General features: G+C 68.7%; 16 protein-coding genes. 11 read left to right on the top strand and 5 right to left on the bottom strand.

Annotation, left to right across the window (positions count from 1 at the left end):
- Window positions 1-27 precede the first annotated feature (27 nt).
- Window positions 28-681 (top strand): sugar transferase, encoded by a 654-nt coding sequence (locus ABJK40_RS14510; RefSeq protein WP_348479602.1) that lies wholly within the window; start codon window positions 28-30, stop codon window positions 679-681.
- On the opposite strand, the gene ABJK40_RS14505 is transcribed toward ABJK40_RS14510, so the two are convergent.
- The 3 genes from ABJK40_RS14505 to ABJK40_RS14495 are packed head-to-tail and all read right to left on the bottom strand — an operon-like array spanning window position 668 to window position 5,935.
- Window positions 668-1,795 carry a DegT/DnrJ/EryC1/StrS family aminotransferase gene (locus ABJK40_RS14505; RefSeq protein WP_348479601.1) on the bottom strand — a complete coding sequence of 376 codons (1,128 nt, stop codon included), beginning with the start codon at window positions 1,793-1,795 and terminating at the stop codon, window positions 668-670. The genes ABJK40_RS14510 and ABJK40_RS14505 overlap by 14 nt on opposite strands.
- Window positions 1,792-3,642 (bottom strand): nucleoside-diphosphate sugar epimerase/dehydratase, encoded by a 1,851-nt coding sequence (locus ABJK40_RS14500; RefSeq protein WP_348479600.1) that lies wholly within the window; start codon window positions 3,640-3,642, stop codon window positions 1,792-1,794. Before ABJK40_RS14500 ends, ABJK40_RS14505 begins: the two co-directional genes overlap by 4 nt.
- Window positions 3,635-5,935: a DUF4012 domain-containing protein gene (locus ABJK40_RS14495; protein WP_348479599.1), complete on the bottom strand. Its 2,301-nt coding sequence runs from the start codon at window positions 5,933-5,935 to the stop codon at window positions 3,635-3,637. Before ABJK40_RS14495 ends, ABJK40_RS14500 begins: the two co-directional genes overlap by 8 nt.
- A gap of 262 nt (window positions 5,936-6,197) precedes the next feature.
- Between ABJK40_RS14495 and leuA the strand changes: the two genes are divergently transcribed.
- The 5 genes from leuA (at window position 6,198) to pyrF (ending at window position 10,875) form a co-directional block, all read left to right on the top strand.
- Window positions 6,198-7,916, top strand: coding sequence for a 2-isopropylmalate synthase (gene leuA / locus ABJK40_RS14490; protein WP_348479649.1), 1,719 nt, complete (start codon window positions 6,198-6,200; stop codon window positions 7,914-7,916).
- A 63-nt stretch (window positions 7,917-7,979) separates the two neighbouring features.
- On the top strand, window positions 7,980-8,453 hold the full coding sequence (locus tag ABJK40_RS14485; RefSeq protein ID WP_348510329.1) for a hypothetical protein: 474 nt from the start codon (window positions 7,980-7,982) through the stop codon (window positions 8,451-8,453).
- Between the two features lie 47 nt (window positions 8,454-8,500).
- Window positions 8,501-8,689: a ferredoxin gene (locus tag ABJK40_RS14480; RefSeq protein WP_348479721.1), complete on the top strand. Its 189-nt coding sequence runs from the start codon at window positions 8,501-8,503 to the stop codon at window positions 8,687-8,689.
- A 118-nt stretch (window positions 8,690-8,807) separates the two neighbouring features.
- Window positions 8,808-9,971 (top strand): SGNH/GDSL hydrolase family protein, encoded by a 1,164-nt coding sequence (locus ABJK40_RS14475; protein WP_348479720.1) that lies wholly within the window; start codon window positions 8,808-8,810, stop codon window positions 9,969-9,971.
- Window positions 9,972-10,056: 85 nt separating this feature from the next.
- Window positions 10,057-10,875 carry an orotidine-5'-phosphate decarboxylase gene (pyrF, locus tag ABJK40_RS14470; RefSeq protein WP_348479719.1) on the top strand — a complete coding sequence of 273 codons (819 nt, stop codon included), beginning with the start codon at window positions 10,057-10,059 and terminating at the stop codon, window positions 10,873-10,875.
- Between the two features lie 97 nt (window positions 10,876-10,972).
- On the opposite strand, the gene serA is transcribed toward pyrF, so the two are convergent.
- Window positions 10,973-12,538, bottom strand: a complete 1,566-nt coding sequence (gene serA, locus ABJK40_RS14465; protein ID WP_348479718.1) for a phosphoglycerate dehydrogenase — start codon at window positions 12,536-12,538, stop codon at window positions 10,973-10,975.
- Window positions 12,539-12,637: 99 nt separating this feature from the next.
- Here serA and ABJK40_RS14460 point away from each other — a divergent pair, with 99 nt between their 5' ends.
- The 4 genes from ABJK40_RS14460 to ABJK40_RS14445 are packed head-to-tail and all read left to right on the top strand — an operon-like array spanning window position 12,638 to window position 16,590.
- The gene (locus ABJK40_RS14460; RefSeq protein WP_348479717.1) at window positions 12,638-13,972 is read left to right on the top strand and encodes a hypothetical protein; all 1,335 of its coding nucleotides are present in this window, start codon (window positions 12,638-12,640) and stop codon (window positions 13,970-13,972) included.
- Window positions 13,969-14,787 carry a GNAT family N-acetyltransferase gene (locus tag ABJK40_RS14455; protein ID WP_348479716.1) on the top strand — a complete coding sequence of 273 codons (819 nt, stop codon included), beginning with the start codon at window positions 13,969-13,971 and terminating at the stop codon, window positions 14,785-14,787. Before ABJK40_RS14460 ends, ABJK40_RS14455 begins: the two co-directional genes overlap by 4 nt.
- Window positions 14,788-14,846: 59 nt before the next feature.
- Entirely contained in the window at window positions 14,847-15,950 is a 1,104-nt protein-coding gene (menC, locus tag ABJK40_RS14450; RefSeq protein WP_348479722.1) for an o-succinylbenzoate synthase, read from the top strand.
- Window positions 15,951-15,996: 46 nt separating this feature from the next.
- Entirely contained in the window at window positions 15,997-16,590 is a 594-nt protein-coding gene (locus ABJK40_RS14445) for a hypothetical protein (protein WP_348479715.1), read from the top strand.
- Window positions 16,591-16,660: 70 nt separating this feature from the next.
- On the opposite strand, the gene ABJK40_RS14440 is transcribed toward ABJK40_RS14445, so the two are convergent.
- Window positions 16,661-17,761 (bottom strand): hypothetical protein, encoded by a 1,101-nt coding sequence (locus ABJK40_RS14440; protein ID WP_348479714.1) that lies wholly within the window; start codon window positions 17,759-17,761, stop codon window positions 16,661-16,663.
- A 152-nt stretch (window positions 17,762-17,913) separates the two neighbouring features.
- On the opposite strand from ABJK40_RS14440, the gene ABJK40_RS14435 reads away from it, so the two are divergent.
- The gene (locus ABJK40_RS14435) at window positions 17,914-18,339 is read left to right on the top strand and encodes an SCP2 sterol-binding domain-containing protein (protein WP_348479713.1); all 426 of its coding nucleotides are present in this window, start codon (window positions 17,914-17,916) and stop codon (window positions 18,337-18,339) included.
- Window positions 18,340-18,347 lie beyond the last annotated feature (8 nt).

The following is an 18,347-nucleotide window of genomic DNA, read 5'->3' as shown; positions in this document are numbered from 1 at the left end:
ACCGGCGACAGTACGATCGGCGTCGAGATGACCGCCTGGCTCGCATCACCGTTGCGTCGTTCCATCGACGCAACCCTCGCCACGTCGCTCCTCGTCGTGCTCTCGATCCCGATGGTCGCCGTCGGACTCGCCGTGCGGATCGTGCACGGCAAGCCGGTCATCCTGCGTCAGACCCGAAGTGGTCGCGGCGGGCAGCCCTTCGTCGTCCACAAGTTCCGTTCGATGACCGACGAGCGGGGCCCCGACGGCGAACTGCTCGACGACGAACGGCGTCTCACCCCGTTCGGGACGTGGCTGCGCCAGAGCAGCCTGGACGAACTCCCCCAGCTCTGGAACGTCGTGCGCGGCGAGATGAGTCTGATCGGGCCGCGCCCGCTCCCGGCCGGCTACGACACCCGCTATTCGGCACACCAGGCCCGACGCCTCGACGCACTCCCGGGGATGAGCGGGTGGTCCCAGGTGAGCGGTCGCAACGAACTCTCCTGGCCCGACAAGCTCGACCTCGACGTGTGGTACGTCGACAACGCCACGTGGCGCATCGACGTCGACATCCTCCGGCGAACCGTCGGCACGATCGTCCGTCGAGGCGGCGTGAACGCCCTGGGGCACGCCACCGCTCCGGAGTTCCTCGGCGACCCGGTGGTGGCCGAGGACCCCCGGGACACGCTCACCCGGAGCTGAGCGCTCGGGTCATCGTCTCGATCACACGCTCCAGGTCGGCGCCGCCGAGCCCGCTCCCGGACGGCAGGCAGATGCCCCGATCGAAGATGTCCTCGCTCGTGCCGTCGAGACGCCCCGGCGCGGACGCGAAGGGTGCCTGCAGGTGCATCGGCTTCCACAGTGGACGCGATTCGATGTCGGCGGCGTCCAGCGCCTGGATCACCAGGTCGCGTCGCCGAACGTCGGTGAACGTGGCGCACGTGAGCCAGCCGTTCCAGTCCCCCCACGGAGCGAAGGGCATGAACGTGATGCCCTCGTCGTGGGCGAACGCCGCCCGGTAGCGGTCGGAGATCTCGCGCCGCCGCCGGATCATGTCGGTCAGCCGGGCGAGCTGCGCCCGACCCATCGCTGCGAGGAGGTTGGACAGCCGGTAGTTGTACCCGACACCGTCGTGCTCGAAGTGCCGGGCGGCCACCCGCGACTGGGTCGCGAGGTGCCGAGCGCGATCGGCCGTGTCCGTCGACGGAGCGATCAGGGCTCCACCGCCCGACGTGGTGACGATCTTGTTGCCGTTGAACGAGAAGACGCCGACGTCGCCGAGCGTGCCCGCCGCCCGGCCACCGTGCGTCGAGCCGAGCGCCTCGGCGGCATCCTCGATGATCGGCACCTCGTACCGCCGACACAGCGGGACGATCCGGTCGTAGTCGGCGCACTGCCCGTACAGGTCGACGACCATGACCGCAGCGGGCAACTCCCCGCGCCGGGCCCGCTCGTCGAGTTCCACCTCCAACAGGTCGGGGCTGATGTTCCACGACGTCGTCTCGCTGTCGACGAAGCACGGCCGCGCGTTGACGTAGCGCACCGCGTTGGCCGAGGCGACGAACGTCGCCGTGGGCACGAGAACGTCGTCACCGTCACCGACCCCGACGGCCAGCAGCGCGAGGTGCAGCGCAGCGGTGCCACTCGACAGTGCGACCGAACCCGGCCACCCGGTGAGCGCTGCCAGGTCGGACTCGAACGCCGTGAGTTCGGGCCCGACGGGAGCGATCCAGCCCGAATCGAACGCTCGCAGCAGGGCGTCCCGCTCGAGTGGCCCGACGTCGGGCGCACTGAGATGGATCCGCTCGATGCTCACGCGCCGCTCGTGGGACGCAGCCACGTCAGCGTCGGAGACGACGCGATCGACCGGATCTCCTCGGCGGTGATCCCCGTGCCGACCTGCAGGACCCGACCGACGCCCAGCGGCGGCACGACGACGTGACTGATCGACGGATGCACGCGCTGCTCGCCGATCTCGTCGCAGCCGATCAGCACCTCGTGCAACTTCTCGTTCTCGCGCAGACCCGTGAACACGATCTCGAGCGGCGGTTCGTGGCGACTCGCGAACCGCTGCGCCACGTCGAGGATCCGGACCGGCTCGCCCATGTCGAGCACGAGGACGTCGCCCGATGCGCCGATCGCACCGGCGAAGATCGTCAAGCGGGCGGCCTCCCCCACCGTCATGAAGTAGCGGGTCACGTCGCGATCGGTGACCGTGATCGGCCCGCCGCGCTGCGCCTGCGCCTCGAAGGTGGGCAGGAGCGATCCACTCGAACCGAGCACGTTGCCGAACCGGACGGACACGCACTCGGTGGGCCCGACACGCGCCGCGTCGGCCGTGAGACGTTCGGCGATCCGCTTGGTGCAGCCGAGCACGCTGATCGGATCGGCGGCCTTGTCGGTGCTGACGTTGACGAAGCGTCGCGTGCCGTGCGTGCGGGCCGCTTCGAGGAGGGTGCGGGTGCCCCACACGTTGGTCTTCCAGGCTTCCTCCGGGTTGCGTTCCAGGAGCGGGAGGTGCTTCAGCGCCGCAGCGTGGAAGACGACGTCGGGGCGCCACTCGGCGAACACGGCGTCGATCCGCGCCGGATCACGGATGTCGGCGAGGATCAGCGTCGGGTCGTCGAGCAACGCCGATCCCTCGATCGAGAGCTGCGTCGCGTGCAACCCGCCTTCGTTGCGATCGAGCATCAGCAGCGTCGACGGCCGGTAGGCGACCAGTTGGCGGCACAGTTCGCTGCCGATCGACCCGCCGGCGCCCGTGACCAGCACGCAGCGGCCCGTGATGTCGGCGGCGATCGCGGCGTGGTCGATCTCGGCGGGTCGACGCCCGAGGATCTCCTGCTCGGTGACCGGGTGGATGTCGGTCAGGCGCACCTGACCGAAGAGCTGCTCGACGGGCGGCAGGGTGTACACGTCGAGTCCCGCCGCTCGGCACCGCTCGGTCACCGCGGCGACGAACCCGGTATCGGCGGAGGGGACGGCGAGCAGCACCGCCGTTGCGTTCTTCGACTCGGCGATGCGGACCACGTCGTCGACGCGCCCTTCGACGCGCACGCCCCCGATGCGCAGGTTGCGCTTCCTCGGATCGTCGTCGACCAGCGCCACGGGGACGAAGGGGGTCTGGACGTCGGCCACCATCGTGCGCAGGACGAGGCCACCCGCATCACCGGCACCCACGACCACGACCCGCTCCACATCGGCTCGACCCGATCGCCGACGTCGCTCGGTGTACAGCCGCCACATCGAGCGGATGGTCACCTGGCCCAGCAGGCTCAAGCCCGCAGCGATCAGCGGGATCGACCGAGGAACGGCACGCTCGGCCGCACCGAGTTCCCACAGCCCGGCGGTCATCAGCACACCGACGACGAGAGTGGTGACGGCCACCGCCCCGACCTCGTCGAAGGTGCCGTAGCGCCAGCGGCGCCGGTACAACCCGCCGACCAGTCCGGCCAGCCCTTGGAGCACCACCGCAGCGACGACGGCGATCGCGACCTCGGCCTCCCAGACGTACGTGAATCCGATGTCGTAGCGCAGCACCACACCGACGGGCACGGCGATCGCCCAGATCGCGGCATCGACGACGAAGTGGACGAGCGGGATCCGGCGCTGTGCCCGCGCCAGCAGCGTCGCTCTGTTCGTGTCGTCGGTCACTTCAATCACCACGGGTGACGGTATCGCCGCCCGCCACGTCGAACCCGATGAACCGCTCGACACCCGACGACGTCCCCGCCGACACGATCATCTCACGACCGTCGGCGTCGACCACGGTGATCGACCGGGTCTCGTCGATGACGAGTGGCTGGGTGAACGCGACCAACCGGTGGGCGCCCGGTGCCGCCGACGGGAGTTCGCCGGCGAAGTCGATGGCGACCTCGAGGGTCCCGCCCGGGGGGATCGCGAGCGTGAGGGAGTTGACCGTCCACCCACCTTCGGTGCCGACGCGCATCGACACCGGTGCTCCGTCCACCTCGGCATCGACCACCGGCAGGGCGGAGAACACCGACAAGCGGGTCCGGTTGGTCCCGACCGGATCACCGGCGTAGTTCCCGATCGCTCCCTCGAGGAAGCCGCTCGTCGGCGCATCGTTGGTGACGGTGATGACGGCCGTGCCGTTCACCGCTCCGGTCTCCTCGTCGACCGTCGACCGGTACGACACCTGGCGGCCGAGGTAGGCGTCGAGCTTGTTCGCACCCACGTTGGTGAACACGACGCCGAGTCCGTCGCCCCCGTCGAGCGTCGGCAGCTCGCCGCTGAGGCCGATGTCGCGGAACAACTGCTGCTCCTCGGGATCGGCGGACCAGCCGAGCAAGCGACTCTCCCTCGTCAGCGGCGCGAGGTCACGGGCCACGACCGCGGGGTTGGGCAGTGCGCCGGCGAAGATCCGGGCGATCACCTCCTCGGACACGTCCTGGAGCAGGTCGACCCGGGCGTCGTCGTCCTCGGCGGCGTACTGGTCGACGAGCAGGAAGTCCACGACGTTCGAGGAGTCGAGTGACACGTCGGACCCGTCGACCGTGACCGGCCCCGTGTAGCCGAGCAGCGCACCGATCACCTCGGGATCCAGCGCGAACACGCCGTCGACCTCACCTCCCCCGCTCTGCGGATACAGCTCGGCGATCACCTGCGCCGTCGACGCGAAGTCCGCCGACAGCGTGATGTTCGACCACGGGTCCGCCGCCGTCGCCCCGTCACCGCCGGAGTCGAAGCCGAACCGGCCGTACTGGTCGAGGAAGTCGGTGGGGCCGGTGACCGTTCGTTCGTCGTCCCCGGCGCGGTTGAGGTCCCGTGTGCGACCCGACCGGGCGATCGAGAGCCGACCCTCGTTCGCCGACAGTTCGATCCAGTTCCCCATGAACCCCGCGATCCCGCGTGCCTCCGCCGGCGTCGTGACCGCCACGAAGTACCGGCGCTCACCCTCGCCGCCCAGCAGGCGAGGCGCCAGCGCCACCGCGTCGACCGCTGCATCGAGGCCCGGTCGGTTCGCGTCGAGATCCTCGCGCAGGTCGGCGAGGCGGGTCTCGATCGGTTCGACCAACCAGGGTGATCCGATCGACTCGATCGACTCGTCGAGTGCCGTCAACTCGGCCCGGATCGTCTCGAACGGTGCGCCGAGGATCGCCACCACGTCGAGGTCGAGGCGGCCGCCCTCCAGACGGAGTTGCTCGGGGTCGACGACGGCGAGGGCGGCGGCGAGCGCCTCGGACGCAGATGCGGCCCGGTCGGCCAGGTCGGTGACGGCACGACGGTTCTGGGCCACGACGGGCACGGCCGAACCGGCGGCCGACCACGGCGTCGTCAGCGAGTCGTGAGCACGCTCGAACTCGACGGAGGCGGTGGCGAACGACGCCGACGCTTCGAGGTAGTCCCCGCGTTCGACCGACGCGATGGCCTCGGTCGCACGGGCCTGACCGCTCTCCAGGTCGTCCTGCGCGGCGCGCGCACCCATCCCCGTGCCGATCGTGGCGGCCACCGCAGCGACGCCGACCACGGCGAACCCGACGGGGATCGATCGGCTCACGCGGTTGCGTCGGCGTCGCAGACCCAGGACGAGGAGCGGCAGGGAGGCTCCGATCCCGATCAGCGCCGACAAGCCGTGGAAACCGACCACGTCCGACGACAGCAGCACGACACAGGCGACCGCGGTGATCACCGACCGCTGCACCGACAGGTCCCGACGCTCCGACCCGACCCACCAGCTCGCAACGAGTGCGCCGAGCGCGACGGGGATCGTGATCCACGTCGTGGACAGGGCCACCGCGGCAGCGGCGAGGATCGAGATCGTCCACCACGGCGCCGTGCCGGCGGCCCACACCGTCACCGCCACGGAGACACCGACGATCACGACGTCGATCACCCTCGAACCGGTGGGCGCAGCGTCCGTCAGGCAGGCCACGACCACCGCGACCAGCGTGACGACACCGACCGCCTGTTCGTTGACGCGGTGGCGCTGCATGACGCGCGTCAATGTAGCCGTGCGGGCCGAGTGCGTCGGCTGCGCGGCGTGCTATGGTTCACGTCGTGATCGGAACGAACTTCGGCCTCCTCCTGCTTATGTAGGGCGATCGCTGTACTCACGCGCTCGCCCGCCCCCGCCCCTCCGGCCGGGGGCTCTTTCATTTTTCACGGCCTCGTTCGCTCACCCGCCAGCACCCGATTCCACTCCGGAGAACCCCATGCCCACCCAGACCCGCCCCGTTCCCACCGCCACGACGTCGATGCCGTTCGACAAGTACGCACCGTTCGTGCCGATCGTGCTCGAGGACCGCACCTGGCCGAACGTCACGATCACCACGGCGCCGACCTGGTGCTCCGTCGACCTGCGTGACGGCAACCAGGCGCTCATCGACCCGATGGACCCCGCCCGCAAGCTGCGTATGTTCACCGAACTCGTCGCCATGGGCTTCAAGGAGATCGAGATCGGGTTCCCGTCGGCGAGCCAGCCCGACTTCGACTTCCTGCGTCAACTGATCGAGGAGGACCTGATCCCCGACGACGTGTGGATCCAGGTGTTGGTGCAGTGCCGCGAGGAACTGATCGAACGCACCTACGAGGGCCTGGCCGGAGCACCCCGTGCGATCGTCCACTTCTACAACTCGACCAACCCGCTGCAGCGCGAGGTGGTGTTCCGGATGGACCGCGCCGGGATCAAGCAGGTCGCCGTCGACGGAGCGACGATGTGCAAGGCCGCCGAGTCACGCCTGCCCGCGCTCGCCGACGGATCGGCCACCGAGATCCGCTACGAGTACAGCCCGGAGAGCTTCACCCTCACCGAACCCGACTACGCGATCGAGGTGTGCGAAGCGGTGATGGACGTCATCGCGCCCAGCACCGACGACCCGATCATCCTCAACCTGCCGGCCACGGTCGAGTGCTACTCCCCCAACGTGTACGGCGACGTGATCGAGTGGTTCGGCCGCACGATCAAGGACCGCTCGTCGGTGCTCGTCTCGCTGCACCCGCACAACGACCGGGGCTGCGCCGTGGCCGCCGCCGAGTTCGGGGTGATGGCCGGCGCCGACCGCGTCGAGGGCACCCTGTTCGGCAACGGCGAACGCACCGGCAACGTCGACGTGGTCAACCTGGCGATGAACCTGTTCATGAACGGCGTCGACCCCGAACTCGACATCTCCGACATCGACAAGCTGCGCCGCGTCGCCGAGTACTGCAACCGGCTGCCCGTGTCGCCGCGGCATCCCTACGTCGGCGATCTCGTGTACACCGCCTTCTCCGGCAGCCACCAGGACGCGATCAAGAAGGGCCTCGACGCACTCGACGCGAAGCGCGACCCCGACACGGGTGAGTACGACATGTTCGCCGTGCCGTACCTCCCGATCGACCCCAAGCACGTGGGGCGCAGCTACGAAGCGGTGATCCGGGTCAACAGCCAGTCGGGCAAGGGCGGAGTCGCCTACGTCATGAAGACCGAGCACGGATTCGACCTGCCGCGTCGCCTCCAGATCGAGTTCTCCAAGACCATCCAGCACATCACCGAGGACACCGGCACCGAGATCGGGCCGGGCGTCATGTGGGACAACTTCCAGGCCGAGTACCTGCCGGCCGAGCCTCGCTTCGTGCTGCGCTCGCACGAGTTGAACACCAGCGCGTCCGACGACGACGGCCGGACGGTCATCCAGGCCCAGGTCGAGGTGGACGGCGCGGCATCGTCGATCCGCGGCGAAGGTGACGGACCGGTCGAAGCGTTCGTCGCGGCGCTCGTCGCCGAGTTCGGTGACAAGGTCGGCGACGACTTCGACGTGCTGGACTACGCCGAACACGCCATCGGCCAGGGAGCCAACACGATGGCCGTCGCCTACCTCGAGACGGTGCGCGCCGATGGCGAGATCCGCTGGGGGGTCGGGCGCAGTGCGAACATCACCACGGCATCGCTGCGCGCCGTGCTCGCCGCATTCGAACGCCAGACGTCCGACACCTGATCGGCTGCGGGTCAGGCAGCGAAGGTCTGACCCGCAGCGACCCGACCCGGTACTGTCGCAGTGATGGCATGGCTCACCACCGCACTCCGTCGCTCGCTGTTGCTCGTTCTGATCGCGGCGGCGGGCGGCGCGCTCTGGTCGTGGCGGCGCGACGCCGCCGACGCGTCGCCTCCGGGCCCCGCCGAGTGGCCGCCGCTCCCGCCACCGACCACGACGGCCGGACCCGACACCTCGAGCGAACCAGCCGCTCCGAGCGAACCAGTCGCTGCACCGACCGAGCCCGTTGCGTCGGTGGCCTCGTTCGTGAACGCGCTGGTGGACGCTCCCGACGCGCGAACCACCGACGGGGCCGTGGGCGGGTGGGCCGACCCGCTGGAGGACGGCTCGTGCCCCGACGGGTATCCGATCAAGGCGAACGACAACTCGGGCATCTTCCACGTGCCGGGCGGGCGCTTCTACGATCGCACGAAGCCGGAGCGCTGCTACTCCGACGCGGTAGCCGCCACGCGCGACGGCTACCGTCGGGCCAAGAGCTGACCCGTACGGCGTCACCGAACACTCACCGCAACACAGGGGCACACACCATGAAGGTTTCCGTCGACTTCGATCTCTGCGCTTCGACCGGCGCGTGCATGCAGGTGTGTCCGGAAGTGTTCGAGGTCCGCAGCGACGGCTACCTCTACGTCCTCCAGGAGGAGCCGCCGGCCGAACTGGCCGACAAGGTCAACGAAGCCGCCGACATGTGCCCCACCGCCGCCATCACCGTCACCTGATCATCCAAACGGTGTCAGACACCGTTTGACCGATCCGGACAGGCACCGGTTGTTTCCCATCGGACGGGCTTCGTCGGGTACGGTGTGTCGGCGGGCACACACCGATCGGGGATCGAACATGAGGGGTACACGCAAGATCGCGGCCATCGTCGCTGCATTCGCATCGGTCGCGCTGCCGACGGCGCTGACCGACGTCGGGCCGGTCGTCCAGGCGTCACCCGGCAACGGGCCGAAGGCGATCGTGTCGCTGGGCGACAGCTTCATCTCGGGTGAGGCCGGCCGGTGGAACGGCAACAGCGACAGTTCGTGGAAGACACGCAACGGAACCGACCGCGCCTACCGCACGTCGGGATGGCTGGGTTGGAAGTACGACAAGGAAGCCGTCTACCCCGGAACCGTGCAGAACGCATGCCATCGCAGCGACGTGGCGCCGATCCGTTCGAACACCATTCCGGTGCAGAACAAGATCAACCTCGCCTGTTCGGGAGCCGAGACCTCGGCGATCATCAACCAGACCTACAAGGGCGAGGCCCCGCAGGCCCAGCAGCTCGTACCGGTCGCGCAGGCGAACGACGTCGAGATGATCGTGCTGTCGATCGGCGGGAACGACCTCGGCTTCTCCGACATCATCGTGTCCTGCACACTGCAGTTCTCCACGTCGCCCAGCGCGAACCCGAACTACTGCAACGACGACCAGCAACAGGTCGTCGACCAGAACATGCCCGCAGCGATGGCCGGCGTGAACGCCTCGATCGCCTCGATCCGTGCGTCGATGAACACCGCCGGCTACGCGAACACCGACTACCGACTCGTTGTCGTCTCCTACCCGTCGCCCATCCCCCGCGGCGCCGAGATCCGCTACCAGCAGAGCGGCTACAGCCGACTGACCACGGGTGGCTGCCCCTTCTGGAACGCCGACGCCACGTGGGCCCGTGACAGCCTCGTCCCGCAGATCTCCGACAACCTGCGTGCGGTCGCCTCGGCCAACGGCGCCGAGTTCCTCGACTACCGCGACGCCTTCCAGGGCAACGAGAACTGCTCCAACCAGGCGCAGCGAGCGGGATCGAACGGGCCGAACGGCGCCACCGCCGAGTGGACGCGCTGGGTCGGGTCCGGAGCCCTGCAGGGCGACCTCGAGGAGAGCGTCCACCCGAACGCATACGGCCAGCAGGCCATGGGTCGCTGCCTGTCGCTGCTCTGGTCGCAAGCTCCTGGCGGACAGTTCCGCTGCACCAACACCCCGAACCAGGGTCCGAACGCCATGGTGCTCTCGCCCTGGTGAACCACGTCCGTCATCCGGTGGTCTGTCATCCGGTGTCTGACACCGTCTGACAGACACCGTTTGGTTCGACGGGTAGGTTCCTGGCGTGGGATTCCATGCGCAACTCGACCGGTCGTGGGCGGCGGCGGGGTCGATGCTGTGCGTCGGGCTCGACCCGGACCCGACCCGGTTTCCCGAGTCGATCGGCAACGGACCCGATGCGATCGAACGGTTCTGTCGGGCGATCATCGACGCCACCGCGGACATCGCCTGCGCATTCAAACCCCAGATCGCGTACTTCGCGAGCGTCGGGGCCGAAGGACCGCTCGAACGCATCTGTGAGTACATCCGCAGCGACCACCCCGACGTGACGCTGATCCTCGACGCGAAGCGTGGCGACATCGGCTCGACGGCCGACCACTACGCCCGTGAGGCGTTCCAGCGATACGGGGCGCACGCCGTGACCGTCAATCCGTACCTCGGAACCGATTCGATCGCGCCGTTCTTCGACCCCGCCAACAACCCCGACGGCGGTGGAGCGATCCTGCTGTGTCGGACGAGCAACCCCGGCGGCGACGACTTCCAGTCACTCGTGAGCGACGGCAGACCCCTGTACGTCCACGTCGCCGAGCGGGCGGCGAACGAGTGGTCCGACATGGGCGAGTGCGGCCTTGTCGTGGGTGCGACGTATCCGACGGAACTGGCCGACGTCCGCTCGATCGTGGGCGACATGCCGCTCCTCGTGCCCGGCGTCGGGGCCCAGGGCGGCGACGCGGCGACGGTGAAGGAACACGGGGCGTCGGCGCGCGGCCGGGGTCTGATCGTCAGTTCGTCGCGGGCGATCCTCTACGCAGGCAGCGGCGACGACTTCGCCGACGCCGCGCGGGCCGAAGCCGAACGCACCGCCGCATCCCTCGCCTGCTGAGCAGTCGGCCACGAGGTCCACACCGCATCCCAACGGCGTCCGACACCGAAAGCATCCATCCGGTGTCTGACACCGGATGGATTGACGCCGGATGGGTTCAGGCGTCGAGCGTGACGACTTCGATCATGCCGGGGGCGGCGCGCAGGGCAGCGAGTGCGGAATCGTCGATGCGGGCCGTGGGCGCGATGAGCATCACGGCGTTCTCGGTCTCGGGCACCCGGCTCACGGCCATGTCGGCGATGTTCACGCCGGCGTCACCGAGCAGGGTCCCCATGATGCCGATGACGCCCGGGCGGTCGTCGTTGGTGATGACCACCATGTGATCGGCCGGCGGCACGTCGAACGGCACGCCGTCGATGTTCACGATCCGCTGCTCGGCCTTGGGACCCGCCAACGTGGCGGCGATCGAGTGGCCGCCGCCGCGTACGGTCAGCAGGTTGACGTAGTCGGGCGAGGTCGCGCTGTTCACCTCGCGGACTTCGAGCCCGGCGTCCTTGGCCATCTGCGGCGCGTTGACGTAACTCACGGGATCCTCGGTGATCGACCCGAAGAAGCCCTTCAGGACGGCCAGTTCGAGGATGCGGGTGTCGTAGCCGGCGATGTCGCCCTCGACGCAGACCTCGAGCACGTCGGGTGCCGCACCGACCAGGGACTGGAACAGACTTCCCAGACGCTCGGCCAGCGGCAGGTACGGGCGGATCGTCTCGTTCGCCTCGGCCGCGTTCACGTTGACGGCGAAGGGGACGAAGTCACCGGCGAGAGCGAGCTCGACCATCGATGCGATCGTGTCGCCGGCCTTGTCCTGGGCCTCGCGGGTACTGGCACCGAGGTGCGGCGTGACCACCACGGACGGGATCGAGAACAACGGTGATTCCGTCATCGGCTCGGTCGAGAACACGTCGAGGGCGGCGCCCGCGACGATGCCGTCGTTCAGACAGTCCGCCAGGTCCTGCTCGTGGACGATGCCGCCGCGAGCGACGTTGACGATGCGCAGCGACGGCTTGGCCTTGAGCAACAGGTCGCGGTTGATGATGCCGAGCGTCTCGGGGGTCTTGGGGAGGTGCACGGTGAGGAAGTCGGCCTCGGCCACCAGTTGGTCGAGTTCCATCAACTCCACGCCCATCTGGCGCGCGCGTTCATCGGAGACGAAGGGGTCGTACGCCACGAGGCGCATGCCGAAGGCCTTCGCGCGATCGGCGACGAGCTTGCCGATGCGACCCAGCCCGACGACGCCGAGCGTCTTCTCGAACAGCTCCACGCCTTCCCACTTGCTGCGTTCCCAGCGACCGTCGACGAGTGCGGCGTGCGACTGCGCGACGTTGCGCGCCGACGCCAGGAGGAGCGCCATGGTGTGCTCGGCCGCCGACACGATGTTCGACTGCGGTGCGTTCACGACCATCACGCCCTGCACGGTGGCCCTCGCCACGTCGACGTTGTCCAGTCCGATCCCGGCGCGACCCACGACCATCAGGTCGGTGCCGGCGGCCAACACCTCGGCGGTGACCTGCGTGGCGGAGCGGATGATCAGCGCAGCGGCACCCGGGATGGTGGCGATCAGCTCCTCCGGCGACAGACCGAGCTGCACGTCGACCTCGTGGCCGGCGGACCGCAGACGATCGAGTCCTCCCTCAGCGATTTCTTCGGTGACCAGGATGCGTGCCATATCCGACATGCTTATCGCCGTTGCGGTCCGGCTTCCCACCCGTTGTACGAACCGTCAAGAGCAACGGTGTCACAGCTCCCAGGATCTACATTTCGCCTGATGAAGATCGGCGCTCGAAGATCCGGTGATCGCCGCGCCGTCGAGGGCTCGGGCGCAGCAGCCGACACGTCGCCGCCGACACCGTCCGACGCCACCCGCGCCGCCCCGGATCTGCGCGACATCGAGCACTGGTTCGTGGTGCGTGGCGTTCCGCACTTCGTCGAACGCAAGACCGACGGTTCGATGCTCGACGCCTGGACCCGGGCACTGCCGCTCCTCGTCGTGGCGTACCTGCTGCTCGGCCTCAACGCGCTCGACCTGGCCACTCAGACCCTCACCGAGAACCTCGTCGCGTCGGCGGCGGTGGTCGCCATCCTGATCGGAGCGTGGGCGATCAGCAACCGGCTCCGTGGCGTCCCCACCTTCGCCCGGCCGACCGACATCGACGCTCCCGAGCTCGCGCTGTTCCTGCTCGGACCAGCGATTCCCGCACTCGTCTACGGTCAGTACGGCGACGCCGCCCAGAGCGTGATCACCGCAGCGATCCTGTTGGTGCTGATCTACGTGTGGTCGGCGTACGGCATCGGGCCGCTGCTGCGGTGGGGGTCGCGCCGGGGCAGCCGGCAGATCGCCAGCCTCGGGTCGCTGGTGGCGCGAGCGCTTCCACTGCTCCTGCTGTTCAACACGTTCCTGTTCATCAACGCCGAGGTGTGGGAACTGGCCGGCACGCTAACCGGTCCGGCGTACTTCGTGGTGCTGTTCACGTTCTTCGCCCTCGGCGCCGCGTTCGCCCTCAGCCGGGTTCCCGGCACCATCCGCTCCGTGAACACCTTCGAGTCGTGGAGCGACATCGACCACCACGTGGGGGCCACTCCGGCCGCCAGGTTGGCTCCGGTGCGTCCGGGCGGCACAGCGATCGACGACCTCGGACCACAGGACCAACTCCGACTGCGCCAGCGCTTCAACATCGGGCTGGTCGTGCTGTTCGGCCAGGCCCTGCAGATCACACTCGTCACCGTGTCGCTCACCGTGTTCTTCGTCGGCTTCGGATTCTTCGGGATCACCGAGTCCACCTCGGTGGGTTGGACGCGACTCGACGACATCCACATCCTGTTCCAGGCGTCGTTCGGTGGCCGCGAGCTCATCCTGTCCGAACCGCTGATCCGCGTGGCCGCGTTCCTCGGCGCCTTCTCCGGCATGTACTTCACCGTCGTCCTCACGACCGACGACACGTACCGAACCGAGTTCAGCGACGACGTCGGCCCCGAGATTCGCGAGGCGCTCGCCGTGCGCACCGCGTACCGTGTTGCCCGTGGCACCTACCAGAGCGATCACGACGCAGGCCGGGGCGGTCGACCCGGGCGCGACACCGGAGAGGCCAGGCCACTGACATGAGCACGATCGATCTCGACGGATCCGGTGGGAACGAACCCATCGACCCGCACTCCGACACGACCGCCTCGCCACTCGACGGCATCGAGATCCGCACGCTGCACACCGCCGACGAGATGATCGAACTCGGCGAGGTGTTCCAGCAGGTGTGGGGGTCGGTGACCCAACTCGTCACGATCGAGATCCTGATGGCCGTCACGCACTCGGGCGGATACGTCAGCGCCGCGTACGAGACCCGCGGAGACGGGGAGCGGATGCTCGGAGCATCGGTGGCCATCCTCGCGCGGCATCACGGCAAGCCGGCCCTGCACAGCCACATCACCGGGCTGCTCCCCGGCGCGAGACGGTCGGGTCTCGGGCGGGCGATGAAGATGCACCAGCGTGACTGGGCCGCGACCAACGACATCGACTGGATCGTGTGGACGTTCGACCCGCTGGTTCGTCGCAACGCCTGGTTCAACCTGTCGGTGCTGGGCGCCGAAGCGCACGAATACCTGCCGTCGTTCTACGGGACGATGACCGACTCGATCAACGCCGGCGACGACTCGGATCGCCTGCTGCTCGCGTGGGCCGTCGACGGTGCCACACCCGGACCGATCGACCCCGCCGAGGTCGAGGCGAGCGATCATCTGCTCGTGCCGACTCCCGAGGACATCGTCGCCCTCCGTCGCACCGACCCGACCGAAGTGGCCCGCTGGCGTCGCGAGACGCGAGCCGCGCTCCAGTCGGCGCTCGACGGCGGCGGCCGGATCATCGGGTTCACCACCGCGGGCGAGTACGTGGTCGTCCCGAGCGACGCCGCGGAGCAGCCGTCGTGACCGAACTCGACGTGCTGCCTCCGGTCCGCGTCGAGCGGATCGAACTGCGACGCATCGCGATGCCGCTCGTCACGCCGTTCCGGACGAGCTTCGGTGTGGAAGCCGATCGGGACATCCTCCTGGTCAACGTGCTCGGCACGGTCGGCGGTGTGGCGGTCAGCGGGTGGGGTGAGTGCGTCGCCCTCGCCGACCCCACCTACTCCGCCGAATACGTCGACGGCGCCCAGCACGTCACCGAGGGCCATCTGCTCCCTCGCCTCACCGCCGTGCCCGAGCTCACCGCCGCCGACGTCGGCCGCATCCTCGCGCCCGTCCACGGGCACCCCATGGCCAAGGGCGCGATCGAAGCGGCCGTGCTCGACGCCCAACTGCGCGCCGCCGGCCGATCGTTCGCCGACCTGCTCGGCGTCGCCGCCGCCGACGACGGCTCACCTCGACGCATCCCGAGCGGCGTGAGCGTGGGCATCTTCGACGACGTCGAGGACCTGCTGGCCGCGGTGCAGGGCTACGTCGACGACGGCTACGTCCGGATCAAGTTGAAGATCGAACCGGGCGCCGACATCGACCACGTGGCGGCCGTGCGCGACCTGATCGGCCCCGACACGCCGCTCCAGGTCGACGCCAACACGGCCTACCGTCGCACCGACGGGCAGCACCTCGCCCGTCTCGACGAGTTCGACCTGCTGCTGATCGAGCAGCCGCTGCCCGAGGAGGACATCGTCGGCCACGCACGGCTGGCCGCCGAGGTCGAGACGCCGATCTGCCTCGACGAGTCCCTCGTGTCGGCCGCCGGCACCGCCGATGCGATCGAACTCGGAGCCTGCGAGATCGCGAACATCAAACCCGGCCGCGTCGGCGGCTACCTCGAGGCGATCCGCATCCACGATCTGTGCGTGCAGCGAGACATCCCCGTCTGGTGCGGCGGGATGGTCGAGACGGGCATCGGCCGGGCGGCCAACGCCGCTCTCGCGGCCCTGCCGGGCTTCACGTTGCCGGGCGACATCAGTGCGTCGACCCGGTTCTACGCGCAGGACATCGTCACCGACCCGATCCAGATCATCGGCGGCCACGTCACGGTTCCGACCGTGGCCGGCATGGGCTTCGACATCGACCTCGACGTCCTCGACTCCGTCACCACCTCCACCACGACGATCTCGTTCTGAGGAGCATCGAGCTCGACGTCGCGACCCTCGACGGAGGCACCCGCACATGAGGATCCCGTTCATCCCGAAGGTCGACGACCTCGCCGAGTCGGGCGTGGACCGTGGGCTCTGGACCTACATCGAGGACTCCCGAGGCGGAAGCGCGTTCCTGTTCGCCGGAGCGATCTTCTGGTTCGCCGTTTCCGCGACCGCTCTCCTCGGCGACGACGAATGGGTGAACGTCCTGCTCTACGGCGGGGTGTTCGTTCCCGTCGTCGGTTGGGCGATCGCCCGGAGCCAGGGTGCGCGGTTGTTCTCCGATGTTCGGTACGCCTCGCTTGCGGCACTCGCCGTGGCCACCGAACTCGCCGCACTGCCGGTCATGTTCCTGCTCCGTGACACCCGACCCGGAGTGCTCGTGGCGATCCTGATGATCGCCGACGGTGCTCATCTCCTGATCTTCATGTGGCTGCACCTCGACTACTGGTACTTCCTGGCGGCGAACACCAAGATCGTGCTCGGCGTGACGTTCCTGTTCGGTGCCCTGGTCGAGGACTCACCGGCAGCACAGGCCACCTCGAGCGGTGTCGTGTCCCTGGTCGTCGCACCGTTGATCTGGCGAGACAGTCGGCGCACCTCGACGCTGTACCACCGACGTTGACCTGACGGGCGTCGACATCGACGTCGCCACGTCGCTCGAGGTCGCCGACGCCGTGCTCACGCAGCGGTGTTCAGCCGCACCCTTCGAAATTGGCCTCGGTGCCGGCCAGGCCGAGTTCGCGGGCGCTCTCGCGAATCGACACGAACTCGGGGTAGCGGTCGAAGAATGCGTACTTGTCGGCGAGCGCCGGGTCGACCACCACGTCGTACACGTAGGCCGAGAAGGTCTCGGCGAAGTCCTCCTCGGGGTGGACGGCGGCGTACGAGCCGACGTAACCGGCATCGAGGTCGCACCGCTCGGACGCCTCCTCGGGGGTGCCGACGGAGCCGTCCGACGGCAGCGTGTCCCGGATCTCAGGCGGCCAGAACTCCTGGATCCAGGCCCACATGTAGGAGCCCCGGGTGAAGCAGCCGGCGCCGTTGAAGAACGTGTCACACCCCGCAGCGCTGGACACGCCGATGTCGAGTTGCTCCCCCGGCTTCTGGTTGAACACGTGGCTCAGCTCGTGCATCATCGTGAGGCGCAGTTCCTCGGGGTCGTCGGTGCCCGACACCACGTCGACCGCCAGGAGGAAGAACGTGGACTCGTCGTCGAGCGTCGTGACGAACGCCAGGGTGTCGCACGTCGAACACGGTTCGTACCCGGCGACCAGGCTGATGTCGGAGACCAGTTCGATCGGCGTGATCGCCACGAGCGACTCCCACGCAGCCACGAGTCGCGGATCGTCGTCGATCACCACCGGGTCGACATCGTCGCCTTCACCGAGTTGGTCGACGTAGCACGGCGACTGGAGCTGGCCCTGGACGACGAAGTGCATGGCCGTGACGATCCCGTCGTCGCGCACGTCGTCGGGGTCACAGAACCCCTGGGCAGCCAGGTCGGCGAGGAGCACGTCGATCTCCGCCTGAGTGAGCGGGGGCTGCTCGCCCCCCATGTCCGGCACATCGGTCGCCACGTCGTCGGGGACCCGAGAGTCGTCCTTCGGAATCGTGGACTGGCGACCCACGTCGGGCTCCGACGCGACGGGTTCGGTCGGGGCGGGTTCGGCCGGGTCCGGCGGGTCGGGAACCGCGACCGGGACCGACGTCGTGGTGGTCGTGGTGGTGGTGATCGCCTCGGAACGCGACGCGGTGACCCCCACGTCGGTGGACGTGCACGCAGCGACCGCCATGAGCAGGAGCGCAGCCCACCGTTGCGGGGCCCGGGTCGGTCGGCTCGCGCTCGATCGGCGTCGCCTTCCCGTACTCGCCCGTGCCGCCACGGCGCCGACGGTAATCGAGCGGGATGGCGATATCCCGCCGGATGAGTACAGTCGGGCCGCATATGGCGCACCCGTTCCTGTCACACGAATGGATGGACGCGGCACGCGCCATCCGCGAGAAGTACGCCGACGAGGTCCCCCAGGTCGATGCCGACCTGCGGATCAACGTCGCGGTCACCGACGTCCCGTTCGACGACGAGACCGTCCACGCCTACCTCGACACCACCTCGGGTGCGGTCGTGATGGAACTCGGAGCGCTCGACGAACCCGATGTGACCGTCACCACCGACTATCCGACCGCCCAGGCGCTGTTCGTCGACCAGGATCCGGCCATCGCGATGCAGGCGTTCATGAACGGCAAGGTCAAGGTGCAGGGCGACATGATGAAGCTGATGGCGATGCAGACGTCACTGCCCAGCAACGACTCCTCCGAGAAGATCGCTCAGGAGATCAAGGACATCACCGAACGCCCGCCCGCAGCGGACTGAGGCGGCCA

This window comes from Ilumatobacter sp., assembly GCF_039969435.1.
In the GTDB taxonomy this organism is placed as follows: Bacteria; Actinomycetota; Acidimicrobiia; order Acidimicrobiales; family Ilumatobacteraceae; genus Ilumatobacter_A.
The sequence above is the reverse complement of the archived record's forward strand: the minus strand, read 5'-3'. Positions and strand labels throughout refer to the sequence as shown.

What these genes read in the sequence shown, in the direction of transcription:
- ABJK40_RS14510 (WP_348479602.1), top strand. Translation starts at nt 28, where the DNA reads ATGACCGCCTGGCTCGCATCACCGTTGCGTCGTTCCATCGACGCAACC.
- ABJK40_RS14495 (WP_348479599.1), bottom strand. Translation starts at nt 5,935, where the DNA reads ATGCAGCGCCACCGCGTCAACGAACAGGCGGTCGGTGTCGTCACGCTG.
- leuA (WP_348479649.1), top strand. Translation starts at nt 6,198, where the DNA reads ATGCCGTTCGACAAGTACGCACCGTTCGTGCCGATCGTGCTCGAGGAC.
- ABJK40_RS14485 (WP_348510329.1), top strand. Translation starts at nt 7,980, where the DNA reads ATGGCATGGCTCACCACCGCACTCCGTCGCTCGCTGTTGCTCGTTCTG.
- ABJK40_RS14480 (WP_348479721.1), top strand. Translation starts at nt 8,501, where the DNA reads ATGAAGGTTTCCGTCGACTTCGATCTCTGCGCTTCGACCGGCGCGTGC.
- ABJK40_RS14475 (WP_348479720.1), top strand. Translation starts at nt 8,808, where the DNA reads ATGAGGGGTACACGCAAGATCGCGGCCATCGTCGCTGCATTCGCATCG.
- serA (WP_348479718.1), bottom strand. Translation starts at nt 12,538, where the DNA reads ATGGCACGCATCCTGGTCACCGAAGAAATCGCTGAGGGAGGACTCGAT.
- ABJK40_RS14460 (WP_348479717.1), top strand. Translation starts at nt 12,638, where the DNA reads ATGAAGATCGGCGCTCGAAGATCCGGTGATCGCCGCGCCGTCGAGGGC.
- ABJK40_RS14455 (WP_348479716.1), top strand. Translation starts at nt 13,969, where the DNA reads ATGAGCACGATCGATCTCGACGGATCCGGTGGGAACGAACCCATCGAC.
- menC (WP_348479722.1), top strand. Translation starts at nt 14,847, where the DNA reads ATGCCGCTCGTCACGCCGTTCCGGACGAGCTTCGGTGTGGAAGCCGAT.
- ABJK40_RS14445 (WP_348479715.1), top strand. Translation starts at nt 15,997, where the DNA reads ATGAGGATCCCGTTCATCCCGAAGGTCGACGACCTCGCCGAGTCGGGC.
- ABJK40_RS14440 (WP_348479714.1), bottom strand. Translation starts at nt 17,761, where the DNA reads ATGGCGGTCGCTGCGTGCACGTCCACCGACGTGGGGGTCACCGCGTCG.
- ABJK40_RS14435 (WP_348479713.1), top strand. Translation starts at nt 17,914, where the DNA reads ATGGCGCACCCGTTCCTGTCACACGAATGGATGGACGCGGCACGCGCC.